At 58.5% G+C, this 23678-nt stretch carries 23 protein-coding genes and 1 pseudogene; 15 read left to right on the top strand and 9 right to left on the bottom strand.

What is annotated here, in order from left to right; all coding sequences use genetic code 11:
- The first annotated feature begins 186 nt into the window (after positions 1 to 186).
- The 7 genes from ACIQTW_RS20580 to ACIQTW_RS20550 all read left to right on the top strand — a co-directional run bounded on the left by ACIQTW_RS20580 (position 187) and on the right by ACIQTW_RS20550 (position 4608).
- Positions 187 to 765: a recombinase family protein gene (locus ACIQTW_RS20580; RefSeq protein WP_402940984.1), complete on the top strand. Its 579-nt coding sequence runs from the start codon at positions 187 to 189 to the stop codon at positions 763 to 765.
- A 189-nt stretch (positions 766 to 954) separates the two neighbouring features.
- Positions 955 to 1506 (top strand): hypothetical protein, encoded by a 552-nt coding sequence (locus ACIQTW_RS20575; protein ID WP_402940981.1) that lies wholly within the window; start codon positions 955 to 957, stop codon positions 1504 to 1506.
- Between the two features lie 128 nt (positions 1507 to 1634).
- On the top strand, positions 1635 to 2090 hold the full coding sequence (locus tag ACIQTW_RS20570) for a prevent-host-death protein (protein ID WP_402940979.1): 456 nt from the start codon (positions 1635 to 1637) through the stop codon (positions 2088 to 2090).
- 3 nt (positions 2091 to 2093) lie between these two features.
- Positions 2094 to 2435: a hypothetical protein gene (locus tag ACIQTW_RS20565; RefSeq protein WP_402940976.1), complete on the top strand. Its 342-nt coding sequence runs from the start codon at positions 2094 to 2096 to the stop codon at positions 2433 to 2435.
- A gap of 150 nt (positions 2436 to 2585) precedes the next feature.
- Positions 2586 to 3077 carry a MerR family transcriptional regulator gene (locus ACIQTW_RS20560; protein WP_402941067.1) on the top strand — a complete coding sequence of 164 codons (492 nt, stop codon included), beginning with the start codon at positions 2586 to 2588 and terminating at the stop codon, positions 3075 to 3077.
- On the top strand, positions 3016 to 3480 hold the full coding sequence (locus ACIQTW_RS20555) for a VOC family protein (RefSeq protein WP_402940973.1): 465 nt from the start codon (positions 3016 to 3018) through the stop codon (positions 3478 to 3480). The genes ACIQTW_RS20560 and ACIQTW_RS20555 overlap by 62 nt, the downstream gene beginning before the upstream one ends.
- Before the next feature lie 525 nt (positions 3481 to 4005).
- Positions 4006 to 4608: a TetR/AcrR family transcriptional regulator gene (locus tag ACIQTW_RS20550; RefSeq protein WP_402940970.1), complete on the top strand. Its 603-nt coding sequence runs from the start codon at positions 4006 to 4008 to the stop codon at positions 4606 to 4608.
- Between the two features lie 37 nt (positions 4609 to 4645).
- On the opposite strand, the gene ACIQTW_RS20545 is transcribed toward ACIQTW_RS20550, so the two are convergent.
- A complete protein-coding gene (locus tag ACIQTW_RS20545; RefSeq protein ID WP_402940968.1) occupies positions 4646 to 5875 on the bottom strand; it encodes an MFS transporter in 1230 nt (409 codons plus the stop codon).
- A 156-nt stretch (positions 5876 to 6031) separates the two neighbouring features.
- Positions 6032 to 6784, bottom strand: coding sequence for an SDR family NAD(P)-dependent oxidoreductase (locus ACIQTW_RS20540; protein ID WP_402940966.1), 753 nt, complete (start codon positions 6782 to 6784; stop codon positions 6032 to 6034).
- 325 nt (positions 6785 to 7109) lie between these two features.
- Here ACIQTW_RS20540 and ACIQTW_RS20535 point away from each other — a divergent pair, with 325 nt between their 5' ends.
- The 3 genes from ACIQTW_RS20535 to ACIQTW_RS20525 all read left to right on the top strand — a co-directional run bounded on the left by ACIQTW_RS20535 (position 7110) and on the right by ACIQTW_RS20525 (position 9207).
- A complete protein-coding gene (locus ACIQTW_RS20535; protein WP_402940963.1) occupies positions 7110 to 7709 on the top strand; it encodes a TetR/AcrR family transcriptional regulator in 600 nt (199 codons plus the stop codon).
- Positions 7706 to 8653, top strand: a complete 948-nt coding sequence (locus tag ACIQTW_RS20530; protein ID WP_402940961.1) for an alpha/beta hydrolase — start codon at positions 7706 to 7708, stop codon at positions 8651 to 8653. Before ACIQTW_RS20535 ends, ACIQTW_RS20530 begins: the two co-directional genes overlap by 4 nt.
- A gap of 152 nt (positions 8654 to 8805) precedes the next feature.
- On the top strand, positions 8806 to 9207 hold the full coding sequence (locus ACIQTW_RS20525; protein WP_402940958.1) for an SRPBCC family protein: 402 nt from the start codon (positions 8806 to 8808) through the stop codon (positions 9205 to 9207).
- 67 nt (positions 9208 to 9274) lie between these two features.
- On the opposite strand, the gene ACIQTW_RS20520 is transcribed toward ACIQTW_RS20525, so the two are convergent.
- Complete coding sequence (locus ACIQTW_RS20520; RefSeq protein WP_402940955.1) at positions 9275 to 10696, bottom strand: MFS transporter; 1422 nt, start codon at positions 10694 to 10696, stop codon at positions 9275 to 9277.
- 360 nt (positions 10697 to 11056) lie between these two features.
- Here ACIQTW_RS20520 and ACIQTW_RS20515 point away from each other — a divergent pair, with 360 nt between their 5' ends.
- Positions 11057 to 12121, top strand: coding sequence for a ketopantoate reductase family protein (locus ACIQTW_RS20515; protein ID WP_402940952.1), 1065 nt, complete (start codon positions 11057 to 11059; stop codon positions 12119 to 12121).
- A gap of 850 nt (positions 12122 to 12971) precedes the next feature.
- On the opposite strand, the gene ACIQTW_RS20510 is transcribed toward ACIQTW_RS20515, so the two are convergent.
- The 3 genes from ACIQTW_RS20510 to ACIQTW_RS20500 all read right to left on the bottom strand — a co-directional run bounded on the left by ACIQTW_RS20510 (position 12972) and on the right by ACIQTW_RS20500 (position 15263).
- Positions 12972 to 13595, bottom strand: a complete 624-nt coding sequence (locus tag ACIQTW_RS20510) for a hypothetical protein (RefSeq protein ID WP_402940949.1) — start codon at positions 13593 to 13595, stop codon at positions 12972 to 12974.
- A gap of 69 nt (positions 13596 to 13664) precedes the next feature.
- Positions 13665 to 14450, bottom strand: coding sequence for a DUF2382 domain-containing protein (locus tag ACIQTW_RS20505; RefSeq protein WP_402940946.1), 786 nt, complete (start codon positions 14448 to 14450; stop codon positions 13665 to 13667).
- A gap of 42 nt (positions 14451 to 14492) precedes the next feature.
- The gene (locus tag ACIQTW_RS20500; protein WP_402940943.1) at positions 14493 to 15263 is read right to left on the bottom strand and encodes a hypothetical protein; all 771 of its coding nucleotides are present in this window, start codon (positions 15261 to 15263) and stop codon (positions 14493 to 14495) included.
- Between the two features lie 489 nt (positions 15264 to 15752).
- On the opposite strand from ACIQTW_RS20500, the gene ACIQTW_RS20495 reads away from it, so the two are divergent.
- A complete protein-coding gene (locus ACIQTW_RS20495; protein ID WP_402940941.1) occupies positions 15753 to 15935 on the top strand; it encodes a hypothetical protein in 183 nt (60 codons plus the stop codon).
- A 1011-nt stretch (positions 15936 to 16946) separates the two neighbouring features.
- Here ACIQTW_RS20495 and ACIQTW_RS20490 read toward each other — a convergent pair.
- Entirely contained in the window at positions 16947 to 17126 is a 180-nt protein-coding gene (locus tag ACIQTW_RS20490; RefSeq protein WP_402940938.1) for a hypothetical protein, read from the bottom strand.
- A gap of 185 nt (positions 17127 to 17311) precedes the next feature.
- Here ACIQTW_RS20490 and ACIQTW_RS20485 point away from each other — a divergent pair, with 185 nt between their 5' ends.
- Positions 17312 to 18052, top strand: coding sequence for an ANTAR domain-containing protein (locus tag ACIQTW_RS20485; protein WP_402940935.1), 741 nt, complete (start codon positions 17312 to 17314; stop codon positions 18050 to 18052).
- A gap of 381 nt (positions 18053 to 18433) precedes the next feature.
- Here the strand turns inward: ACIQTW_RS20485 and ACIQTW_RS20480 are convergent, their stop codons facing one another.
- Both ACIQTW_RS20480 and ACIQTW_RS20475 read right to left on the bottom strand, forming a co-directional pair.
- On the bottom strand, positions 18434 to 19789 hold the full coding sequence (locus tag ACIQTW_RS20480) for a hypothetical protein (RefSeq protein WP_402941075.1): 1356 nt from the start codon (positions 19787 to 19789) through the stop codon (positions 18434 to 18436).
- A gap of 135 nt (positions 19790 to 19924) precedes the next feature.
- A pseudogene (locus ACIQTW_RS20475) lies at positions 19925 to 20002 on the bottom strand (SEC-C metal-binding domain-containing protein); the annotation flags it as partial.
- A gap of 297 nt (positions 20003 to 20299) precedes the next feature.
- On the opposite strand from ACIQTW_RS20475, the gene ACIQTW_RS20470 reads away from it, so the two are divergent.
- Together ACIQTW_RS20470 and ACIQTW_RS20465 are read left to right on the top strand one after the other, a co-directional pair.
- Positions 20300 to 21808 (top strand): APC family permease, encoded by a 1509-nt coding sequence (locus tag ACIQTW_RS20470; RefSeq protein ID WP_402940932.1) that lies wholly within the window; start codon positions 20300 to 20302, stop codon positions 21806 to 21808.
- Entirely contained in the window at positions 21805 to 23073 is a 1269-nt protein-coding gene (locus ACIQTW_RS20465; protein WP_402940930.1) for an aspartate aminotransferase family protein, read from the top strand. The genes ACIQTW_RS20470 and ACIQTW_RS20465 overlap by 4 nt, the downstream gene beginning before the upstream one ends.
- Positions 23074 to 23678 lie beyond the last annotated feature (605 nt).

Raw genomic sequence — 23678 nt, 5'->3', positions numbered from 1 at the left:
AACAGCAACCTGTCGGCTCCCTGCGCTCATCTCATCAATGGATCCTTTGATAGGAACCGTTAGGCTGTGGTTCGTTGTCGACTTCAGTTCGCGGGTTTCCGGGCTGATGCCTGTCCCAACAATGTGTCTTACTAAGATATTCTCAACATCGCTTGTATTTGTCCTTTGATAAGAACCGGAGAAGCGATGGCACGCCTTGGATACGCCCGCGTCAGCCTGGCAGACCAGAACACCGATTTGCAGATCCGGGAACTGGAAGCAGCTGGGTGCGAGCGAATCTACAAAGACCAGGGGATCAGCGGTACCCGAGTAAGTCGTCCGGAGCTGGACAGGATGCTGGACCGACTCGGCCCAGGAGATGAGGTCGTGGTGTGGAAGCTGGACCGGTTGGGACGCAACACCCGCCACCTGCTCGAGCTCCTGGATGACTTCAAGGGGCGAGGCATCAAGTTCCGTTCCTTAAGGGATGGCATCGCCACTGACCCGGCCAGCGAGGTCGGGGGAGCGATGGCCCAGGCGATGGTCACCATTATTTCCGCTTTCGCCCAGCTTGAACGAGACCAGCTTTCCGAGCGCACCAAGGCCGGCATGGCCGCTGCAGCTGCTAACGGCCGCAAAGCAGGCCGCCGGGAGGTCACGACAGCGCACGAGAAGGTCAAGAGGGCGCATGAACTGAAAGCTCGCGGTCTCAAGCCGACGGACATCGGAAAGATCATCGGAGCCAGCCGCGCCACCGTATACCGCTACTTAGCGATGGACTCCTGAGCCACAAGGTAACTGTCCCGGAAGTTGTCTTTGTGACGACTGATCACTGGAGATGGTTTGGGACAACATCCGGGACAAAAATGTTACGAGAGGTCCTGCTGTTGGGTGTAGATTCTGTCGACCTGAAACCTGGGAGATCCATTGGAAGGCCGCGGAGAGTAGGTGATCCTCTATTAGTACCCTCGTACTATGTCTCCGAATGAACTCCACCGTTTCCGAACGACAGACAGCTTCGACGACGTGGCTGAAGCGTTCGGTCAACATATCGACAGCAACGAGCCCCTGGAGTTGCTAATCCGCGGTCACCTTTGGATCGAGTCTGCGTTGACCAGCCTCGTCCAAAGGAGTCTGCCACGCCCGAGAGCCATTGAGAAGGCTGGACTCTCCTTTAATCAGCGGCTTCTCCTTGCCGATGCATTGGGTCTGCTCGATGAAGACGAGGCCCGAGTTATGCGACAGATCAACCAACTCAGAAATCGAGCCGCCCATCGCCTGCATGACCTTCCGCGCGAAGAAGATCAGGCGCAACTCTTGGGATCTTGTAGCGAACGGCTGCGCCACATAGCCGGCGTAGACCCTAAACGATCTGAATTCCCTAAGGGCCTCGCTCAAATCATCGCAACCCTCGTCATTATTTTGCACCGCAAGATCGATGACCTCGATGCGTCGAGGAGGTATTCCGTGCACTTACATCAGCGGGTGGAAGCGCTCCGTGCTCGGTTGCGGACCAACACCCGCTGAACGCCCGGCCTGAGAACTGGCGGCCGTGAGGTGGCGCGTGCAGACGGTTGGGCTTCTCCACATGACTGTAGTTGCCAGGTCGCGGGATCAATGGACTTCAGAACACGTTCTGAGATAGTGTTTGTTGTATGAGCGCAGCAACCCTATCAAAAACGACATTCAAGTCCTCTGAGCTAAGCCGCGCATCCGCAGACGTCTTCGCGGCCGCGGTGGACCATCCTGTCCAAGTCACACGCCGTGACGGCGAATCCCTGGTGCTGATGTCCGAGAGTGCCGACAAAGCGCGCGATGCGCTGCTGGAGCTCGCAGCGCAGCTCGTCGCTGTTTCCACGAGCACCGATGGAACCCTCGCCGGCCGAATGAGTGACCGGTTCCCCTGGATGTTGGCACTGAGCCCGGTTGACCAGGAAGCCTGCGCGACGGCTGTGCTGGCCGCAGCTCGTGCCTCTTTCGCCACCCACCAACCCCACCTTGCGATCGCTGAACTTACCTCTTGGCGCGAAACGGCGACTGCCATCGCTGCGGGACTTGGCAGGGAGCCGGTGGAATGGCTCGAAGAAGACGAAGCTGTCGAGCGCCCCTAACAGATGGGGAAGGAATCTAAGGTTGAGCGGCCAACCAAAAAGAGCGAATATGAGATCAGATTCGCCTCAGCCCAAGCCAAGAAAGGCTGGACTGATCTTTCGGCCACGATCAGGAACTCCCTTGTCGATTCATGGGATTTCCTGACCAGGACACCTCAACTCGAAACACCCTTCAACTACCAGCTGAAGGGTGAGTTGGGTCTGGTGACCCGAAACGGTTCCTCCCATGACAGGTGGCAGCACAAGCCGACCCTCAAGGGCACCGCCCGCCTCTGGTTCTACGTTGAGGGACAGGTCGTCTACCTGGAGCAGGTTCACACCAGCCACCCCAACGAGACAAAGTAGTGCCGTCCTCGGCCGTACCAAAAGAAACCCGAATCTGCAACGGAAGTCCCATCGATGGCATGAACCGCTTTTAAGAAAGTGGACACACCCAGCGGTGTAGCGGTTAGGAACCCCGATGTTGGTCTAACACCCAAACAGGGAGTGTCCTTGATGTATCAACAGTCCTGTTCGCTACGGGAGGCCGGAATCAACGAAGATGGGGGCATGAGGATTGGAGAATTATCCAATAACACTGGCGTTAGCGTCAGATCGTTACGCTACTACGAACAGCAAGACCTGCTTCAGCCGCAGCGCACGTCGGCAGGTCATCGTTTCTACTCGCCCCAGGATGAACCCCTAGTACGTCAGATCCAGGACTTGTTTGAAGCTGGTTTTTGCAGTTCCGTAATACGGAAATTGCTTCCTGCTCTAAGCAATCCTGTGGGAAATCGCGAGATGCTCCAAACGGCCTTGGCTGCTGCGCAGGCGCGGCTCGAGAGCGAGAAGGAATCCATCGCAGCTGAACTTAGGAAACTGAAACGGCTTGGCGCTCAGTACGGGCTTGAACCTGACGCCCATGTCACCCTCCAAAATGAGGAACATGATTCTTCCACAACAGCCCAAGCAACTGCGTTTGATCATCGAAACAGACGACTTCGATAGCGCCCTGCGTTTCTACCGTGATGTCCTTGGTCTTGAAGAACAGCCCGCTTTCGCAACTGATGGTGAGGATCGAGTGTCAATACTGAACATTGGGACGGCGACAATTGAACTTGCCACACCCACACACGTTCGCAACATCGATGCGATCGAAAATGCGCCATCTGCAGAAGGTCCCACACTTCGCATCGCCCTAGAAGTGGACAACACCGAAGCTGCGATGACCTGCGCCGAAGAGGCTGGGCTGACGGTACTAGCGCCCCCAATCAAAACCCCCTTCGAGACCATCAACGGACGAGTCCAAGGTCCTGACGGCTGGCAATTGACCTTCTTCCAAGAACTCGAGACTTTGCAAGAACGCGCCAGGAGGAAAAGCTTCACCACCGACGCTCATCGGGGCCGCTAAAGTATCCCCCTTGAGGGCTGCAAAGGCGCCAACATGGCGCGGTGCCAAGCCGAGACTTAGCGCCGGTCACATCGAAACCCACCACGAGAAGTCGCGGCCGATGCCGCGACTGCCTAACGACAAGCCTTAAGGTTCGGCGGCATGATGAGCGTCATTGGGACTGCTGCAGTCCCCTCCTGTCTGTGTCCCACTTCAAAGGAAATCGGACGGGGACTTTACTCCAGCTTTCAGCGTCGATCAGGGACGAAGGCTTTGGCTACAACCCTGACCTGATACAGGGACACTTCCTTCGCTGGCGCCGGTGAGCCGCCTTGGAGGCAGGCGACGATCCGGAGCCTCTGGCCAGACAGGAGCGTGAGCCGGTAACGGCCCGCGGGGGGTGGCTAATTGTGCGTGCGAATTCGTCCATTGGGCCCTGAATTCGTGAGTAACATCGTCCAGCGGGGCCGTGTCGACTTAGTAGCCCGCTACGCCGACGCTAACAGCAGCCCATCGATTATGGATCGGTCGTTATAAAATAGCTCGATGAACACTACAGCGGGACGCCCAAGGCAGTTTGACCGTGACAGTGCGCTGGAGAAAGCCATGCTGCTGTTTTGGGAACGTGGCTATGATGCCGTCTCAGTACGGGACCTGACGGCCGTCATGGGCATCGCGTCGCCCAGTTTGTATGGGGCTTTCACCGGCAAAGAGACGCTGTTTCTTGAGGCTGTGGAAGTTTATGCGAGCCAGTATGGGAGCTATATTCAGGAGGCTATCGATGATGAGCCCACTGCCTATCGTGTAGTGGAACGATTCCTCCTTCAGTCAGCTATTCAATCGACCCTTATGGGTCGCCCTGCTGGGTGCCTGATCCTGAATGGGGCAACGAACTATACTCCGGGTTCGGAAGGTGTCGCTGAAAGGCTTCGCCAACGCCGGGCCGATACCGTTGCCCGGATTGAGCAGGTAATAGCTATCGACGTTGCAAAAGGGGAACTGCCCGAAGAGACTGATTCTGGAAGTCTTGCCGCGTTTACCGCCACAGTCTGGCAGGGCTTGGCACAGCTTGCCCGGGATGGTCGGCCACGCCGAGACCTCGAAAGTGCGGTGTCAATGGCCATGCAGGCGTGGCCAAAGAAGCCCTAACTTCGGGGGCGGTGACAGTGCTGACTGCTTACTTTACCTAGCCGCTAGCTTCAGCTAGAGGTGCCGGTTTCTGGCCTGTTCGTATGTAGGGGCTGCTGAGCGCGGGAAGTATGGCTGTGATGGCGAGTACGGCCAGGGTGATCCCTAGAATCAGGGTGGAGTGGAGTCCAAACCGGCTGACGAGGGCGGATCCGGCAGCGCTACTGATGATGATGCCAAGCGATATGAAGGACGAGTGGATCGTGTTAATCAGTGGTGAGGCGTTGCCGGCTGCTCTGTGTATCCGAATTGTCATGGCGGGGTTGAGGGTTATTCCTGTGATCCCGATGGCGATCATGAAGAAAACTGCGGCCGGCTGAGTGCTGGTCCAGAGGGTGAAGCCGAGAAGGAGCATGCCGTTGAGGGACGTGCCTGCCAGCAACACCAGCACTGTGTGTTTGTCAGCCAATCGGGAAACAATCCAGTTACCAAGAAGGCTGGCTGCCCCATGTGCCAGTAACAGTAATGGCACAGCTTCCAGCTCGACGGAAGCGATCTCTGTGAGTATGGGAGCGAAAAAATTGAAGGCTGAAAACGTCGATCCGATGATCAGCGTGCTGGAGAGAAGCGCCAGGATGAGCTGGGGCTGCTTCAGGACCGTCAAAGGTTGGGATGAATCCGTCCGGGCCTCTGGCTGCTGATAGCCCACAGCGGTGCCGAAGAAGACGAACAATAATCCCGCTCCTGCAGCAACCGCTGTGATGGCGACGAAGGCGTAGCGCCAGCCCAATTGTCCTCCGATGTAGGTGGCAACCGGGAGTCCCAGAAGTGTTCCCAGCATCAGACCGTTCATGGCCACCCCTATGGCCCTGCCCCGCATATGCTCGGGCACCAAAGCAACGCATAGCGACAAAGCTGACCCGAGAAATGCCTGGGCTGCTGCACCTGTTACCACCCGCGCCAGGACCATCATGGCGAAATTGGCAGCGAAGACTGCGACGACGTTACCCATCAGGAAGATGACAAGAATGAGAATCAGAGACGTCTTCGGATCCGTTTTCCGGAGAATAAATACGAGCACCGGTCCGCCGACTGCCATCGAAACAGCAAAAACCGTTACAAGGTATCCGATCTCTGCCGTGGAGACTTGAAGCCCTTTGGAAAGTTGAGGCATGAGGCCCGCGGTAGCGAATTCACTCATAACCATCGCGAAAATCCCCACAGCAAGGATGTGTACTCCTGCAGGCACTTTGGACAGCAGGGAAGACGTGTGTACTTCTTGTTGCATGGCCAATCTCCTTCGATGGCTACCGTCTCCGCGGGGCATTGATCAGAGGCGAACGTACCCGCAGACATTCATGTGTGTGGCGGACTGGCGTGGGCGGCGCTATGACGCCCACGCCTGTTCTTTGCGCCACGAGCCTTGATGGCAGGGGAGTCACCTCTAAAGTAGGGCGCCGCCTGAGGTATCGATATGTTGACCGGTTATCCAGCGGCTGTCGTCTGAGGCCAAAAAGGCGACGACGTCCCCAATGTCGGAGGGAACCGCTACTCGGCCCAACGGAGACAGCCCAGCGACCGCCTCGCGTGCATCCCCGAGCCAGTCCGCATTCATATCTGTATCGACTGCTCCTGGTGCTACTGCGTTGACGGTGATCCCACGTGGCCCCAGGTGTTTACCCAAAGTGGCAGTGAAGACGTCGATGGCCCCTTTGGTCATCGAGTAGCCGATCAAGTCCGGCAGTGCAGCACCCCTCGTCAAATGAGTGGAAACGTTGACGATCCGCCCACCGTCGGCGAGGCGGGGTAAGGCATGCTTCGTGACGAAAAAGGGCGCTAGGGTGTTGACGGCCAACAGCTTGGTAAACCCGTCGAAGTCGACCGATTCGATAGTTGCCCTGCCCTGGGCGATCCCAGCGTTGTTGACGAGGATGTGCAGTTCATCTGTGACCTCATCAAATTCTTTCCACAGTGCTGCCGCTTCATCCTCGGCATTCCCTCGGCCTAACTCGGCTTGGATCACATTGGCCCGCCCGCCGTCCTGCCTGATACCCGCCGCAGTTGCCCTCGCTTCTTGCTCGTTGGAGCCGTAGTGAATAATCACGTGGGCGCCTTCGGCCGCGAGCCGCCGGGAGACAGCGCGACCTATTCCCCTTCCGCCCCCCGTTACCAACGCGGTCTTTCCAGTCAGAACCATTTCATTCCCCATTTCTGTATCGATCGTTACAGAATCGACCGTAGCATGTTATGTAACGATCGATACATAAGTTGGTAATGATTCCCATCGTTCCCTCTCAAATGCTGGTGATGGCGGCGTGGTTCGGTCCTTGGAAATGGCCCCTCAATCGGGCTTGTGGCCGGGTCGGACGCAGCCGGGTCGTCGGCCGGCAGCGGCTGCGCCTGGAGGAAAGAGGTCCCGCCGCAACTCCGGATCGGACTCTGCTGCATTTCTTATATTAGAGAAGTGTCTCTAATATGGGGTGAAATGCGATTGATCAGACGATGAAGGGTAGGGGAGGACGATGGGTAGGGCGGCGAAATTCAGTGATGAAGACGTCCTCACGGCAGCTTTGGCTGTCTTCGCGGAACACGGCCCCATGGGAACGACTGCTGTTGCTATTGCTGCACGGATGGGAGCGCCGTCCGGCTCTATCTACCACCGATTTCCCTCCCGGGACTTCATCATGGCCCGTCTGTGGATCAAAACCATTAAGAACTTCCAGGAGGGATTCCTGGCATCCTTCAGACGGGACGAGACCGAAGCGATCATCAGGCAGGCCGTCTCCCACACCCTTGACTGGTCCCGGAAACACGCTATTGAAGCCCGGGTGCTACTGCTGTATCGACGCGAGGACCTTATCGCACGGTGGCCTGATGAGCTGGGGGCGGAGTTAAAGGAGTTGAACAACGGGATCAAGGCGGTGTTACGCACTTTTACCGAAGGACATTTCGGTGCATTTACATCCGAGGGAATGGGCAGGACGCGGCTGGCGCTGGTGGAACTTCCCTACGCGGCAGCCCGGCAGCACCTGATCGAAGGAACTACCCAGCCGGCATGGCTCACTGGCTCCGTTCTTGCCGCTGCCCATGCGGTCCTCCAGCTCACGGATGAACCACGATGACACCCGCTGACGTTACCAAGGTCCTTCTCGGAAAAGTTGGTAGTTTTTTGGCCTTCAAGCTGTTCCACCCGCCCCGAAAGAAGCACCACCGCCAACCTTCCGACCTCGGGTTGGACGCTACAGTTTTGGAGCTGACAGCGATCGATGGTGTGAGGGTCCATACCTGGATCATCGAAGGTAGAGCCAAGGGCAACGTGATTCTGGGCCATGGGATAGGACTCACGAAATCGGCAAGCCTGGCCCAGGCCAAGTTCTTGAACTCGCTGGGATACAACGTCATCCTTTTCGATCACCGGAACCATGGTCTCTCCGGGACCGATACCGCACGGTCCGGTCTGGCCGCACGCTACAGCGCCGACATCCAAGTCTGCCTGCAGTTGGCTGCGCAACTGTGGCCCGAGTCCACGGTCACTGTCGTGTGGGGGTTTTCGTTTTCCACTTTTCCAACTGTGTACTCGCTCATGAACAGCACGCACTGCATTTCCGCGGTCATCTGTGACAGCGGTCCGGGGCTGGACTTGGTCGCTGTCCTGGAAGGGTTCCTGACGGGAGGTGGAATACCTGCCCCCTTCCCGCTAAAAACAATGATGCGGTCTCGCTCGCTTGGCCGCAGCTTCGCGTCAGCTGCGGTTGACATGCTGGAAGCAGAGTGGCCGCCGGACCCGGGATCCGCCGAAGTCCAAAACATCCCCATGCTGTACCTGGTGGGGGCCGATGACGCATACATCAGTGCCCACCAAACTGAACAATTCGCGGCGCTGTACGCACAGGCCCGGGTGGCGGTTTTTCCCGCGGGGCACCTGCAGGCACTGAAAACTCACCCGGACCTCTACGTCGAGGCCGTGTCAACGTTCCTTGAGGATCTCCAGCGCATCCCGGTCCAGGCCAAACCCACTGGCACCCCTGGTCCCAGGCATCCGGCGACGATTCAGGAATCAAGCTGATGAACGGGCCGTTCAGCCCTAAACCTGATGAAGGGCGAGGGCTCCCGTGGGTCTGGGGGCCTACACGAGAAACTCCCCTTACGAGCCCGCTCTATGATTCTGACTGGGTACGGTTGCGCCGGAGTATCCAAAGCCCCGCCAGAGCCCCGGAAGTGTTTTTGTGGTTGTGCCAGCTGCGCCGAGCCCCATACAGCTACGACTGGATCGACAACTTTGGAAAACGCAGCCCGCGCGTAGCTGACCGCAGCTTCGCTGATCTTGCCCTTGACCAGGAATTCATGACGATCTTCACGGTGGTTGGTTTCGCCGAGGAAGAGTACATCGCCCTGAAAATAACGGCCGGTTGGCCCTCACGAGTCTTCGGTGATATTGCCCTGGTTTACGCGGTGGAAGACACCGGTAACGGAGACACGTTTGTCCATGTTGAGATGTGGGTCCCCCTTGTAGGGAGGTTCCTGCCGCGGCTGCGACGCTATCTCCTTGCCTGGGGTGACCTGCTGATGATGCGCAAGCAGCTGAGGGTTATCAGCGACCTCGCCTCACGTGAGGCCTGAACACCTCGCACTTAGACCTTGGAAGGACAGAGGCTGCGTCAGATTGACGCAACCTCTGTCGCCCTTGTCAGCGGACCTCGGTCATGTCCTTACCCTGGGGTGCTTCCACATTTGCTTTGGCTTGTTTTTTGATGAAAAACAGGACCAGACCGACGGCTAGGAACTCGACTGCGGCAATCAGGTAGAGCCCGCCGGTGTAGTCACCGGTGGATGCCTTGATTCCCCCTAGAACCTGGGGTGCGAAGTAGCCGGCCAAGTTGGCGATGGAGTTGATGACCGCAAGACCCGCCACTAACGCGGTGCCCGACATAAAGCGCGCGGGCAGGTTCCAGAACACTGGAATAGCGCCCATGGTCCCGGCAGCAGACAGGGCCAAGGCGAAGATAACTCCGAGGGTGCTGCCCTGGTTGAGGAAGATCGCAGCCAGTACGAGTCCGGCAGCTCCCAGCCCTGCAGCGAAGGCGGTATGCCATCGTGATTCATGGTTGCGGTCTGAGAGCCAGCCGTTAACGACCATCCCAATCCAACCGCAGGCGTAGATGCCGGACATGACCCAACCCAATGTCGTGATGTCGGTGATGCCGACAGCCTTGACCAGGCTGGGGCCGTAAAAAGTCAGGGTGGCGTTGCCGGCGACGATGCAAAAGAAGGTGAGGATCAGTACCCATGTGCTGGGCTTCCTGAGCGAGGACCAGAAATTATGGTCACGATTCCCCAGCGTGGTGTCCTCAACAGCGAGTTCATAGGCGACATGCTCTTTTTCCGCGGGTGAGAGCCACTTGGCGTTGATGGGCTTGTTGGTCAGAATGAAGACCGCAGCGACGCCCACCACTACCGAGGGGATGCCTTCAATGATGAAGAGCCACTGCCAGCCGGCCAGATCCAGAGAGCCGTTGAAGGTGTCCATGATGAACCCGGCCAGCGGGGATCCCACCATCAGGGACATCGCGGAAGCGGACATGAAGATCGCCATGGCTTTACCGCGGCGGTGCGCCGGCAGCCAGAACGTCAGGAACAGGATCACACCGGGCTGCAGCCCCGCCTCAAAGGCACCGAGGAGAAACCGGAGGGTATAGAACTGCCATTCCTCCTGAACGAAGGCCATCAGTATCGAAACGATGCCCCAGCCCAGGGCTATCCGCATGATGGTTTTCGGTGCGCCGATCTTTTGCAGCAACAAGTTGCTGGGAACCTCGAAGAAAAAGTAACCGATGAAGAAAATACCGGCCCCGGCACCGTAGACCACTTCGGTCCACTGGAGGTCATCCATCATGGTCAGTTTGGCGAAGCCGATGTTAACCCGGTCAATCCAGGCCAGGAACCATACCAGGGTAAGGAAAGGGATGAGGCGGAACACCACACGCCGGAAGGTACGGTTCCTCTCCTCGAGAGTTGAAGTTGTCGATGGCGGATGCCCAGTTTTAGCGATTTCCACGATGCCTCCCAAAGAGTTTTCCGCCACCTCATTGTGGACGGAAGTATTTCGCATTATGGAATCGGTATTCCATAATGCTGAATGTGAGTTAGATTACATTCTTTTCGGCAGGGTAACCAGAGTGTTTCTTAGTAACCGAATGCAACCGGACATCATTTGGAGCGACCACCTCACTTGCGGTTCACTCGGCCTTAGGGGCGTGTAATGGCTCGCGCGAAGGCGAGGTTAGGACTCCCCAAGTCCCTCGACCGAGGTCCCGTGGACCAGCTATGCCGGTCACAGCAAAGATCCCGAGAAGATGAATGAGCACGTCTACAGCGATGTGAGTTCTACTATCCAGCCGTCAAGATGCCCGCCAATGGCAAGCTGGGCCACAGCTCAACTCCGTTCTGGCCACAATGTAAGGATGAATCGATGAAGATACTCGTATATGGTGCCGGGGCCATGGGCCTCTATTTTTCTGCCCGTCTTGCCCTGGGAGGGCACGACGTTACCCTCAAGGCCCGGTCGACCGTCAAGGACGCCCAGATACAGTTGGACAGTGCACGCCAACAAGAATCCATACCAGGTGTGCGTGTCGTTTCAGAGCTTCCCGTCCCATTGGAAGTCGATGCCGTACTGCTCGCCACGAAAGCGTGGCAGGTGGAGGAAGCTCTCTGCGACCTTCGGGGCAAGGTTGATGATGGAACGGCCTTGGTTACCTTGCAAAACGGAATAGACGCGCCCGAGCTCGCCCGACGCCACTTCCCTAACTCTCCCGTTATCGCCACAACGTGCGTGGTGATAGTCAAGCGAACTGCCCCGCTGGCTGTTGAATTGATCGGAGGGGAAGCGATTCTCAGCGCCGGGCTTTTCGACGCCGTCGGCGCCGGCAGCGGCATCGCAGAGCAGATGGCGGGTGCCTTCAACGGCAGTTCCATGGCCACCACCGTGGTCGAAGACGTGCAGCGTGCCTTGTGGAAAAAGATTGCTCTTATCGCCTCCTATGGTGGGGTAGGGGCTGTGGCCGGTGTCCCGGTGGGAGTGAGCCGTGCGCACCCCGAGACCCGGTCGATGGTTCGTGAGGGCATTACCGAGTGCGCTTCGGTGGCTCATGCCTGTGGTGTGAAGTTCTCGGAGGAGGATATTAAGGAGGTCTTCTCTGTTTATCTTGACGTTTTCGACCCATTAACAACGTCATCAATGCAACGTGACCTCGCCGCCGGGCTGCCTTCCGAATTGGAGAATCAGACCGGAGCGATTGTTGCCCGCGCCTCACAGGCAGGGGTGCCCACCCCAACCCACTCGTTTATTCTGCGGTCCCAGCTGCCGCGCGAACGACAAGCCAGAATCACTCACCAGGCGGGGCAACCGGGCAGGCGAAAGGCCGGACAGGCTTCTGGGTACCGCTGTCCGGCCTCGCCAGCAGATACAGGGGCAAAGTGTCGGCTGACTATGGGGGAAATAGCGCCGGCTGCTGTCATCCGCTCCCTTAAGTAAGACAGGAAAGCAGCCCGCCCACCCGAGTAGCCAGTACTCGTCTTTTCGCCCGTGGAACCCAACGACTACCTAGACTGCCTAGTAATTCCCTCGACTCTGGAGAGGTCCAGGTTCTTGCCTGAAGTGCAGGACAGCGCTAGAAGCTGAACCCAGGGCAGCCACGAGCGCAGACAGCGAACGGGCACATCAGCCCATTCCGAGGGCGTCCGAAGGTCTAACGTGGCTGGGTTGGCGTTGGGAGTGCCAACGGGCAGCCATCGGGACTGCGGCTCCCAGTCAGCCCCATGAGGATGTTGGCCGGAGCGGCCAAGGTCCGGAACAGGCTGACGGTGAGGAGGAACCGGGTGGGCGGCCGGCTGCATGACGGACCACCCGATCAATGCCTGTGCTTGCGCGAGACCATCCAAAAGTGACATCTGCCTCTCAAGATCAAGGCATGCTTTACCTCAAGATTCGATCAAGAGGCGGCTCTCCATCACGTCAGAAATGGTGGGCGGGTACTTTACCGGCCCGTAGCGGGGGCCGCGTTTCGCTGCACTGTTGCTACAGACGGCAAGAGACGCCCATACGGTTACAGTGCGCGCAGGACCAGGATCGTGACGCGAAAATCCCAAAAGCTTTGCAGGAGATAACAAATATTTCCCCTAGGGGTCTTTCGCAAGCTGTCCGGACGGGCGGGTGCGGTCAGCGCGCCGGGATGGTCACACCCTCGTTTGGTTCGGTGGTGGCGGGAGCGAGCCGGCCGTCGGCCGGGTTCGCCGGGAGGCTGGGGGTCCGGAGTCCGGGACGGCTCCTGCACGCCGATAGCGCACCGGCGTGGGCTGGTGGGCTATCGGCTTTTGTTGGGCCCTTAGTTGGTGGTTGCGGCGCGGTGGTTGATGCCTGCCTGGTCCACTTTCCGGTGGAAATGCATTCCGGCTTTACCTCCGACGATGGCCCATGCGAGCGGGACGAGCACGGCGATGACGAGTCCGATGATGCCGCTGGTGGTCAGGAGGCTTCCATCGACGGGTATCCGGGGAGCGACGCCGAGGTTGCCGAGGATGTTGAACTGGCTACCGGCCACCGCGGCCAGGACCGCGACGATGATGGCGATGATGATGCCCCATAGCCAGACAGCGAGTCCCTGCTTGATGCCGTCGAAGCGGGCCATGCGACCGGCGACGTAGCCGCCGCAGTAGTAGGCGAGGAACAAGATGATGACCAGAAGGATCCCGCTGAGGATGCCAAGGGTTTGGGCGTTCTGCGTTGCCTGGTGCGCTGCCTCCTGGGCGTTGGTGGTGTTCGCCGCCCCCACACCTGCACCGATTGCGGTGGCCAGGGCGCTGAGGAGAACCGTCATGCCGATCGCGGTCAACCACCCGAAGAAGGCTGAACCCCATTTGATGCCGCCGAAGCGTTCTCTTTCCGCGGCAACGAGCCCGTCCCGGTGACCGCGGGGACTGCTGGATCCTGAATGGTTGATGCCAGCCATGTCCTGTCCTTTCCCCAGCCGGGCAGGCCGGCTGGCTGTCCCGGGGGACGCCAGCCAGCCCGGCGGCTGTTATTGGCGGCCGGTGCGGCCCTCGTCGTCGACTTCGATGTTTTCCTTGCGGACTTCTTCGTTGACGGCTCGTTCTTCAGTGACGGTCTGCTTGTCCAGCCGTACCCGTTCGACCGGGACGGTTTCTTTCTCCACGACGGGGCGTTCCTCGTGGAGGACCACTTCGTGTTCCTCCTCGCTGATCTCGGGCCCGTCCATGGCCTGGCCGATGTTCGCATCGGTTATGGGTTCACGTTCAACACGGATTTCCTCGCGCTGGACCGGGACGGTCGTGGTGACGTTCTCGGTTGTGATGTATTTCCGCAGCCGCGCCTTTCCGGTTTCTTCCCTGCGGGTGCCGACGTTCAGTTGTTCCTCCGAGCGGGTCATCGCCTCATCGGTGGTCGGACCGGAGGTGTCATGGCCTACTGTTTCCCGGCCACCTGTTCCACGACCGGTTGTATCGTCAGTACCGGTCCGGGTGTAACCGCCGGAGAGTCCGTAGTAGCTGTAGAGCTGTTCTTCTTCCTCGGGTTCCAGGTGCCCGTCAGGGGCGACACGGGGAGCGTCCTTGACCTTGTCCTTGGTGTACGGGACCACGATGTCATCGCCGTCCTGCGAGGCAGAATCCAGCGGGACGAAGGACTCCCCGCTGCCGAAGAGGCCGGTCTTGACCGTGACCCAGCTCGGCTGTGAGGTTTCGTCATCAACGTAAATTTGTCCGATGCCACCGATTTTGGTGCCGTCCTGATCGATGACGTTGCCACCGGTGTTGGACAGTGAAGTGAGGTTCTCAGCGTTAATCATGATGTTCTCCTTCTGTTACTGCGGTTGGGTTCTTGAGGGGTTTCAGGCCATGGGATTACGGGTCGCGTGGGCGCCGCCCGTGGCAGGGGTGCCGGTAGCTTCCTGAGCCTTGGCTTTCAGCTGGTCCGTAGCCGGCGGGGCGGAAGCGGCTTCGGCCTTAATTCTGGGTGCTTCTGCCTCGGCTTTGCTGAGATAGCTTTCCCAGCGCCGGGACATCGGTCCGATCAGGCCACCGCCGACTCCGACGACGATGACACCCACCAGCGCGGCGAGCACGGCGATGAGGATGGGTGTCGTGACCGTGGTGGCGATATCGACCTGGTTCAGGGCGGCGATGATGCCGATACCCAGAATGAAGATACTCGCGATGTTGGCCAGGGCCTTGCCGTAGGACAGGCCCCCGAGGGATCCCTGGATCAGGGTCTTCACCCCGGCTGCGATGGCCGCGCTGATGATGACAATGATGATCGCCACGACAATCTTGGGCAGGAAAGCAATGATGCCGCTGAGCAGGTCACTGACCGGGTTCGGTCCGAAGACGCCGAAGGCGAACTGAAGAACGAACAGCACCAAGGCGTAGTAAACGATCTTGCTGATGATGTCACTGGCGTCCATCGAGGACCGGGCCAGGGCCTTCTTGATGCCGCCGCGTTCGACCAGCCGATCGAAACCAACTTTCTCCAGAAGCTTGTTCAGCGCCTTGGAAATGGCTTTGGCGATCAGAAGACCGACGATCAAAATGACCAGGAATAAAAGCAGTTTCGGGACGAACTCCACTACCTGGATAAGTCCTGCCTGCAGCGTTTCGAGCATGTTTCCTCCGGGGGGTGCGAGCCTTGAAGATGGAATTGCTTCGTGGTGATCCCGGGCCCCCCACCCGTCCCACCCATGAAACAGCAAACCCACACGAAATAGCAAGCACCCTTACTAATAGAAAATCTAGGTATCTTCGCCACTCGTCCTTGCAAGACGGTTCGCTGGGGTGTGCGAGAAGACCTGTCGGTGGGCTAAGAGCGGTTCATACGGGGACAGATACCGCCCGCAGCCCCACCCGCTACGGCAGGAGAGGTCCGGGGCCCATTGCCGTCGATCGGAGATGCCACCCCGCCCGTTCGGGATCCCCTTACACAGGATCTCGGCGGACAATCAAGCCGGCGATCGGGGAGTGTGCCTGTTTATGACGTCCCACTTCCAAGGAAGTGGAACACCATAGACTGGCCCCGAGAATTTCATCCGTCGAACCTACATAGTGTTCCACGTCCAAAAAATGAAAATGCTTGGAGACCAGGGCAGGAGGTCCGTATGAGGCTCACGGTACGAATCAGCAAAGCCACGGACGGCAGGTTGGATCTGTACGTGGTCGAATTGCCCGAACTGGAAGCTCAGGCGCAGAGGGTTGCCGAGATTCCCGAGACTGTCAGAGAGGCAGCTGCAATCCTGACGGGGCGGTCCAAGGATGATTTTGATGTTGAAGTGGGCTACTAGAGGTCTACAACGGACCGCCTCTTTCGCTGTTCCGACTCCAGGCATTGGTACGCGCACCGTTGTCGATACCGAGTTCCTATGAACAATCCCTTGGTAACCCCTGATGACTGTGTCGAGGGGTATCAGTGGAGGTTTGGTGAGTTTCCCACCAACGAATACTGGAACGGGTTGCTCCCACCCAGGCAGAACGTCAGTGGCCCCTTCGGAACTACTTGAAGCTCCTGACGATGTGAAAGCAGCGCGCAAGGTGCCTATGCCTGCGCACATGCTCGCGCGGTTGGCCCTTGAGGGGTGGAGGCCTTCGGGGAGAACTTCGTGATGCATTCGGCTCTTCCGGAACGCCCATGTGCTTGTGAGCCGGCAGCGGCTGGGGGAGAGCTTCATGAAAGGATGTCACTCTGTCGCTGCCGGCTTGCTTCAAGTTAATCGGATGGTTTTCGCGTGGGCACCAGTAATTGGTACTCGGGTTTGCGGGCATCGCACTTGTGCGGCTACTTGGGTGTACTCGGTCCCGTTGGGAGCTTCCCAGGAAAGGAACCTCCGCAGAGCATCTCCTCTCCGTGAACAGGACAAAGGAGAAGTTCCTAGAGAGCCTAGGTAGTCATCATTACTTGAGGGCGAAAAGATGAGTACTGACTACTCGTGCCCGCACCCTCGTTCAGGGGTCTACTGGAGGAAGCGGATGACAGCAGCCGGCACTATTCCCCCTAGTGGCCGACAACTTGCCCCTGTATCTGCTGGCAAGGCCGGATAGCGGTAATCAGAAGCCTGTCCGGCCTTTCGCCTGCTCGGCTGGCCCAGGGTCCGGGGCGTGGGCACTTCTTCTACGCCCGTTTGGGTTTCCGGGGAGAGCGTTTCTGCGTGAGGGCTGCTTCAGCTGCTTTACGGGCGGCACGCATGGCTCTGCGTTCCTCTCTTTCGAGTCGTGAAAGCATGAAGAAGACGAACCCTGACCATATGATGGCGACCCCCAGAACGATGCCCATCAGAACCAGTGGGTGCATGGGTTGGCTAGCCCCAGACTGCGCGGACTACCAGGTCTGCGCCTGCGGACAGGTGACGGCCGATGTGCCCGGCATCCAGGACGCAGATCTCTTCCGCGCCAGGAGCTCCGGTTGAGATCGGGCATTCGGTGGCGCTGAAACTTAGTCGTTCCAACGGGAGGGTATCGCCGATTTGAAGGTTGCTCATGAGTCCTGCTCCTCCGGACATGAACCTTAGCCGGTGTGGGTGTGGTCAAGAGATCTGCTGTCTCCTGGCCGCCGGACTGCCTCAGCGGATGACTCCATCCTGCCCTGACGCATCGGCTTCGTCCATTCGTGACCCTCGATTGGGGTGAGGCGTGGGTCGTGGGGTTCTGGTTTTACTATGGGGGCGTGGACACTGAGGAACAGAACGAGGACTTCCAGCGCCTCCACCAGCTCATCACCAGCACAGCCGACATCAGGGCCTTCCTGAACGGCATGACCCGGTACGCGGCCACGACCATGTCCAGGGTCACCGGTGCCCCGGTCGAATGCGGGGTGACCTTGGGGCGGCGCAAACGGGCTGTGACCATCGCCGGCAGCAACGATGAAGCGATCGTGCTCGATGGCATCGAACAATCCCTTGGAGAGGGTCCAGCTCTGGCGGCGCTCGAAACGGGCGGGCCCATACTGCTGGCAGATACAAACACGGATCCGCGCTGGCCCAAATACTGCAAAGACCTGGCCCTGGCCGGTGTCCGTAGCGTCCTGGGTGTGCCGCTGCCCCTGGGACAGGACGCCTCGGCGGCCCTGAACTTCTTCGCCCCCGAAACGGGGGTATTCACCGAAGAAGCCACCACTGAGGCACAGGTTTTCGCTGACATCGCATCCCATGCCCTGCGCCTGGTGTTGAGGATCGCCGCTGCAGACCTGCTCGCTGAAGACCTCAAAGCGGCCATGGCACGCCGGACAGCCATCGACGTAGCCTGCGGCATGATCATGGCCCAGAACCGCTGCACCCAGGATGAAGCCTTTGCGTTCCTGCACAAAGCGTCCCAGAACCGGAACCAAAAACTTCACGACGTCGCCGACGGCATTATCAGCGGACTGACAGGAGAAACCGGCCCGGCCACGACGTACTTCGAGAACTGAAAGCCGAACCAGCGCAGCGCCCCGGCCGTTTCGCCCCAGCGCAAGTAGCGCCAGCCCAGATGAGTTTGCAAAAATCTCTCAGTTTTCTCGTCACGAACGCCAATGAGCTGGCACTAACACGTGGGGAAGTGCATGTACTGGCCCCTAGGCTGAGCGCGACTACTGACCTCAGCACCTGGCAACCACTCATGGCTGTCCCACTTCTAAGGAAATGGGAGACCTTGGGGGTGAGGTGCGATCCCTAGTCCAGAACAATGAAGTACCTGACATGCTGTTCCATGAGCGGGCGAAGCGCCCGTGGGCCGTTTACACCTGCATGCAGGAGCCTCTATTAGAAGGCTTGTCTCGACTAAACAGACCGAGAAGCGGGAAAGAGCGGGCCTATCGTATTTTTGATCTCCTCTGCGCTCGTTTGCTTTCGCGCTGACGGACTCGCCTAGCAGCCACATATAGGTACGAGGCTTCTCGGCGTGAGCCGATACGGGTCGCAAGGTATGGGGCCATGGTGGTGAGTGTCCCAACTGCCGCTCCGGTTAGACCGGGCAAGCCTCCAACGGAGGCTATGCCCATGCCGAGTGTGGACCCAGCTGCGGGAATAATGCCGGACAGAAGCCGGTCAGTTCTAATGCGCTTGGTCAGCGCCTCGGAGGCGTCTTGAATTTCCTGCGCGACTTGTCGGACCGCGAGAATTTCTTGGTTGGTGTCCTGGGCCGTCATGAGAGCCCGCCGGATGCGCTTACGCAGGTCTTGGATGGGCTCTTCATGCCGTAGAAGGGACGCTAAGCCAGCACTGGAAAGATCGCTAAGCATCGGGACACCCGCCCAGATGGCTGCCTGGGCCGGGTGAGGTGAGACCGTAGCCGCCCGGCGTTGCAGCAGTCGGGCTTCGAAAGGGGAAGCTGAGACGTATTGGGCGCCGAAGACATCTGCCGAGACTAACCGTTCGTTGGTGCGCTGCACGTAATAGGAAATGGCAGCATTCTGGCACTCACGGATCCACGGCGTGTAGTCGTAGTCAGTGTCATAACGCTGCAGCAGCTGGGTGGTGAATTCTCTGGTTCCTGAGTTGACGCTTTCAGGGTCGATACGGGCATGGAACCATATTTTAGAAAACAGTTCCTTCTGCAGGTCGTCTTTCACCGAACCAAAAATGACTTCCCGGGCTGTGGGGCCTTCAAGTACGAGTTGGCTGCGGACGAACTCGACGATCTCTGTTTGGTGGAGGTCCTGGGCGGTTTGCTCTTGGACGCTGCGACCCTGGACCGCGCGACTGACACCATCGGGTATCGGAATCACAATGCCGGCTGTCAGGAGACTTTTGTGCCTGAGGAGCTTTTGGGCGGCTTCTTTCAAAGAGCGGTTGGTGGGGTCTTCTGATACTGCCTTTAGAAGGGAGTCGGGAACGAAAATGTGGTCTGCGAGCAGAAGAGTGCGACTGAGGAATACGTCGGCTTCGAGGTCCTCGTTCCACAAGACCGTCAGGTCCTTTTTCCTTTTGGTGAGGCTGCTGGCGGTTTGAATGGTCATGACCGCTAAGGCGAGGATGCTTTCGAGATGGGCGTCTGAGACGGATGCGTCATTATCAGGGCACTTCACAAGTTCTTTGAGAACTTCCACCCGGAGCTTGCCGAGCGCCTCAGGGCTCTTTACTGCACCTTCGTGTCGGCCGTGGGCGGCAAGGCGATCAAGTTCGCTGTAGTGGACTGACCTGGGGCCGGGCTCGGCTGTCGGGGCCATGATGGGAAATCCCCCGGCAGGCATCATCTCCGGCAAGAGTGAGCGGCTTATTCGGATGCTTGGGCTTAACCAGGTCGTATCGTGATCATCCTCCGGTACAGGGTCCCCTGGCTGTGAGCGCGGGGTGTGGAACTTCCGGTGGCAAAGTCGGTATGTCTTCCCCGAACCGCACCAGCACGGGTCTTGGCGGTTCAACGGTGCCAGCGGATCCACGGGTCTCCTTCAGGTTGTCTATGTGGCAGGGAACGACCCCGGCGCGAGTCTCATTCTCCCGCAAGGACGTACTACGGTTCCTTACGGAGCGGATGGGCACGCAACTTTGGCATCGGATGGTAGTGAAACCCGTGTTTCAAAACAAGGTCTTGACCTCATAAATGTAATGATCTTTACTTAACGTGCCATTGAAGATCTCCTTCTGGTGCGGCTGGCTGATCCAACGATTCCGACGCGCGTTCTATGGCGTGCCTAGTACGGGACGTGTCGCCGCTACTCCACCTAAAGAGGACTGTTATGTCTGTTAGCGGTACTCGGGGCAGGAAGCTGAAATCGTGGGAAGCCGCTGCGCTTTCCATAGGCTTCATGGGCCCCCTTATGGCCGTTTCCCTTAACGGGATCGGCGTTTCCTCACTCGTGGGCAAGGCCGTACCGTTTGTCTTTGCCCTTGGGTTCGTCGGCGTTGCACTTGTCGCCTACGGATTTGTTCGCCTGACCGGTCGTTTCAACCATGCTGGTTCTGTGTATGCCCTCGCCGGCCTCACCATAGGACCTCGTGCCGGGTTCATCGGAGGGTTTGCCCTTCTGGGCACTTACCTCTTGTTTGCCGCATGTACTTTGACGGCTTGCTCCGTATTCTTCCAAGCGTGGGTAGTCGAAGCCGGGTGGTCATTCGAGCCCAGCTGGATACTCTTGCCGCTGGCGGCTGCCGTTCTGACGGTTGTGTGCAACTTGAAGGAGTCACGCTTTACGACGCATTTGCTCACCTACATCGGCGGTGCCGGCGTTGTTCTAATGCTCGTACTTGCCGGCGTGATTCTGTTCAAGGTTTCCACCGGGCAGGCACCAGTGGAGACCGGTATTGACTTAAGCGTTTTCAGCCCCGAAGGCGTCCCACTTGATTCTTTGATGGCAGCGACTGTGTTCGCGTTTCTTTGCTGGGCCGGGTTCGAGTCCTGCGCCTCTCTGGGTGAAGAAACCGACAACCCGAAACGGGCGATTCCGATGGCCCTGGGTGGAGCAGTTGTGCTCTGCGGCGCCATTTTCGTATTCATGATGTTTGCCCAAACCATTGGGTTCGGAACCAGTGAGACAGGGGTTGCACTCTTTGCTGGTTCTGAATCATCGATTACAGCATTGGCTGGCATGTATATAGGAAAGGAATACGCCCTGATCCTCGCGTTCGCAGCAGCGGCCGTAGCGTTCGCCTCAACGCTTAGCTCTACTGCTGCAGCGTCACGGCTGTTGTTTGCATTGGCCAGGGATGGGTTCGGACCTTCGGTTCTCGCGCGGGTTGACCAAAAGACGGGAGTTCCCCGTCCGGCAGTGGTGATAGCTACCGTCCTGAGCTTGGCCATCACCGTCGGACACTGGCTCGCAGGCGTCACGGCCTTTGATACCTTCTATTGGACGGCTACCATCGCGGTTCTGTGCCTTTTGGTGGCGTACGGGACAACGATCATCGGGGTCGTGGTCTATATCTTGTCCGGTCGCGGGGGCATCCCAAAATGGGAAGTTGTGATTCCGTTGCTGGGACTTGGCTTTCTGATGTACGTCTACTTTGTCCAGGCTGTCGGCCAAGAGCCTCCCTTCAGCTACTTCCCGTGGATTGCCGGAGGTTGGTGCTTGGTAGGTGCGGCCATCGCCATTTTCGCTCCGACGCTGGCCCGGAAGATCGGACAGAGGTTGGTCCAGCAGGATTCCCTACAGCAGGACAGCGACGCGAAAAATCCCAGTGCACCACTGCTCGGCGCAGCGTCTTCGGCAACCTCCAATGAAGCAGGTACGGGCCAGGACAAATTGTGAGTGCAAAGACACTCTATGAACGGGATCAGGAGGTTCTTGCCTCTTGCGGTTTGCTTCGCTTTTCCCCACTCGCAGTCAATTCCGCGCAGGGAAGCCAGCTTGTTGACGAAAATGGACGGATCCTCATCGACTTTTCTGCTGGCGGCAGTGCAGCAGGCCTAGGCTACGCGCACCCTGCAGTCATCTCAGCCGTTGAGCAGGCAGTAAGGACCATGCCGGGTGTGGGAGTTCTGCTCGGCACTCATCGTTATGCTGTCGACCTGGCTGCCCAGCTCCTGTCCCTGACCCCCACCAAAGGTGATAACCGGTGTGTTTACCTCGGATTATCGGGATCGGATGCAAATTCAGCAGTTCTTCGAGGAGTAAGAGCTGCTTCGCCCCGGCCGGTCATCGTTGCGTTCGAACATTCGTATCATGGGGGCATTGGACCGGCCCAGGACATCTCAGGTGTTTGGGCAAATCCTGCCACAGAAGCAGACCCTGAACTGGTCCTATTGCCCTACGGGGATGCTGGTGCCGTCGAAAAGGCACTGGCGAGTAGGGACGTGGCCGCGGTGTTCATTGAACCGGTTCTAAGTGACGGAGGGCTGGTATTCCCTCCGCAGGACTTCCTAGAGAAGGTCAGGAAGGCTTGTACCGCTTATGGATCCTGGCTCGTGGTCGATGAAGTCAAAGTGGGGTTGGGTAGAACCGGCAGGTTGCACGCCTTTGAGCACGCTGGAATCGAACCCGACGTAGTGACTCTGGGGAAATCCTTAGGTGGCGGTCTGCCCATCTCCGCTGCGGTAGGACCCCGCAAGATTCTCGGAGCCGAGCCGGCATCCTCACTCCTCACCCTCTCCGGCAATCCAGTAGGTGCGGCGGCCGCTATAGCAGTCACCGAAGTTCTGAGCACGACGACTTTGGTGGCAGACGTTGCCGAGAAGGGGAAACTCTTCGCGAAACAGCTGGAGGATCTCTACCTTCAACATGACCTCGTCGTGGATGTTCGAAGCCAGGGCCTGGTGTGCGGTATCGAGCTCCGGCCCGAAAACGGGCAGCCGGCAGCCGCCATTACTTCCTTGGTCTTGTACAGAGCCTGGGAATTGGGCGTCACCGCCATAAGCGTGGGGCCTGCCGGAAACGTCATCGAACTCACCCCACCTCTGATAATCACTGAAGCAGAACTGGAAGACGGATTTGCTCGATTGAATCAAGCACTAGCGGATGCAGCAAGAGGCCTAGTGGACCCCGCGAACATACGGGCCTTTCCTGGCTGGGGCTAAAGGTATACACCAAGGAGGCGTGAAGGCTCCCCACGACCGTCAGGTCCGGGGGGCCTTCGCGTTTGAAGCGAAGGCTCGGCCACAACCAGCCTTAGCGTTTCGCACGGCCAGAGTCGGAACCGCGCACGGCTTGTGATCTGAGCTACATGGAGTAAGATTCATTACAGATATCCAAATTTGAGCTAAAACGTAACGATCGATACGGCGAGTCCTGTTTTCTAGGCTAGAGCCCATCCGCCAGTTGCGACCTCTGGCCCGCTGATCCTGCCTCCTGTGAGGATTTGGCTTACGGACGTGCCTTAGCTCCTCGAACATGTAATAGAACTTTCAATGTGAGGAATAAGTGGTGATATACGAACTCGAGTTGGCAACCAGGGTTTCCCTGGTTGACCACCACTGTCACAGCGTGATGGGGAACGACCTAGTGCGGGACGACGTCGAGTCGTTGCTTACGGAGTCGGATTGGGCCCCGCCCGCCGGTATCAGTAACTTTGACTCCCCGGTCGGGGTCGCTGTTCGATCGCTGTGTTCGCCTCTGCTGGGACTGGCACCCAATTCATCTGCGACAGACTATATGGCTGCCAGGACAGAACTGGGTGCCGCGG

The organism is Paenarthrobacter sp. NPDC090517 (assembly GCF_044769165.1).
GTDB lineage: Bacteria > Actinomycetota > Actinomycetes > Actinomycetales > Micrococcaceae > Arthrobacter.
Note: the sequence above shows the minus strand (reverse complement) of the source record. Positions and strands in the feature narration are given on the sequence as shown.

Bases quoted from the DNA above. Each gene is read 5' to 3' on its own strand.
- ACIQTW_RS20495 (WP_402940941.1), top strand. From the start codon at position 15,753: ATGAGGCTCACGGTACGAATCAGCAAAGCCACGGACGGCAGGTTGGAT.
- ACIQTW_RS20565 (WP_402940976.1), top strand. From the start codon at position 2,094: ATGGGGAAGGAATCTAAGGTTGAGCGGCCAACCAAAAAGAGCGAATAT.
- ACIQTW_RS20540 (WP_402940966.1), bottom strand. From the start codon at position 6,784: ATGGTTCTGACTGGAAAGACCGCGTTGGTAACGGGGGGCGGAAGGGGA.
- ACIQTW_RS20535 (WP_402940963.1), top strand. From the start codon at position 7,110: ATGGGTAGGGCGGCGAAATTCAGTGATGAAGACGTCCTCACGGCAGCT.
- ACIQTW_RS20530 (WP_402940961.1), top strand. From the start codon at position 7,706: ATGACACCCGCTGACGTTACCAAGGTCCTTCTCGGAAAAGTTGGTAGT.
- ACIQTW_RS20545 (WP_402940968.1), bottom strand. From the start codon at position 5,875: ATGCAACAAGAAGTACACACGTCTTCCCTGCTGTCCAAAGTGCCTGCA.
- ACIQTW_RS20470 (WP_402940932.1), top strand. From the start codon at position 20,300: ATGTCTGTTAGCGGTACTCGGGGCAGGAAGCTGAAATCGTGGGAAGCC.
- ACIQTW_RS20500 (WP_402940943.1), bottom strand. From the start codon at position 15,263: ATGCTCGAAACGCTGCAGGCAGGACTTATCCAGGTAGTGGAGTTCGTC.
- ACIQTW_RS20505 (WP_402940946.1), bottom strand. From the start codon at position 14,450: ATGATTAACGCTGAGAACCTCACTTCACTGTCCAACACCGGTGGCAAC.
- ACIQTW_RS20515 (WP_402940952.1), top strand. From the start codon at position 11,057: ATGAAGATACTCGTATATGGTGCCGGGGCCATGGGCCTCTATTTTTCT.
- ACIQTW_RS20555 (WP_402940973.1), top strand. From the start codon at position 3,016: ATGATTCTTCCACAACAGCCCAAGCAACTGCGTTTGATCATCGAAACA.
- ACIQTW_RS20520 (WP_402940955.1), bottom strand. From the start codon at position 10,696: ATGCGAAATACTTCCGTCCACAATGAGGTGGCGGAAAACTCTTTGGGA.
- ACIQTW_RS20510 (WP_402940949.1), bottom strand. From the start codon at position 13,595: ATGGCTGGCATCAACCATTCAGGATCCAGCAGTCCCCGCGGTCACCGG.
- ACIQTW_RS20575 (WP_402940981.1), top strand. From the start codon at position 955: ATGTCTCCGAATGAACTCCACCGTTTCCGAACGACAGACAGCTTCGAC.
- ACIQTW_RS20550 (WP_402940970.1), top strand. From the start codon at position 4,006: ATGAACACTACAGCGGGACGCCCAAGGCAGTTTGACCGTGACAGTGCG.
- ACIQTW_RS20560 (WP_402941067.1), top strand. From the start codon at position 2,586: ATGTATCAACAGTCCTGTTCGCTACGGGAGGCCGGAATCAACGAAGAT.
- ACIQTW_RS20580 (WP_402940984.1), top strand. From the start codon at position 187: ATGGCACGCCTTGGATACGCCCGCGTCAGCCTGGCAGACCAGAACACC.
- ACIQTW_RS20480 (WP_402941075.1), bottom strand. From the start codon at position 19,789: ATGGCCCCGACAGCCGAGCCCGGCCCCAGGTCAGTCCACTACAGCGAA.
- ACIQTW_RS20490 (WP_402940938.1), bottom strand. From the start codon at position 17,126: ATGAGCAACCTTCAAATCGGCGATACCCTCCCGTTGGAACGACTAAGT.
- ACIQTW_RS20570 (WP_402940979.1), top strand. From the start codon at position 1,635: ATGAGCGCAGCAACCCTATCAAAAACGACATTCAAGTCCTCTGAGCTA.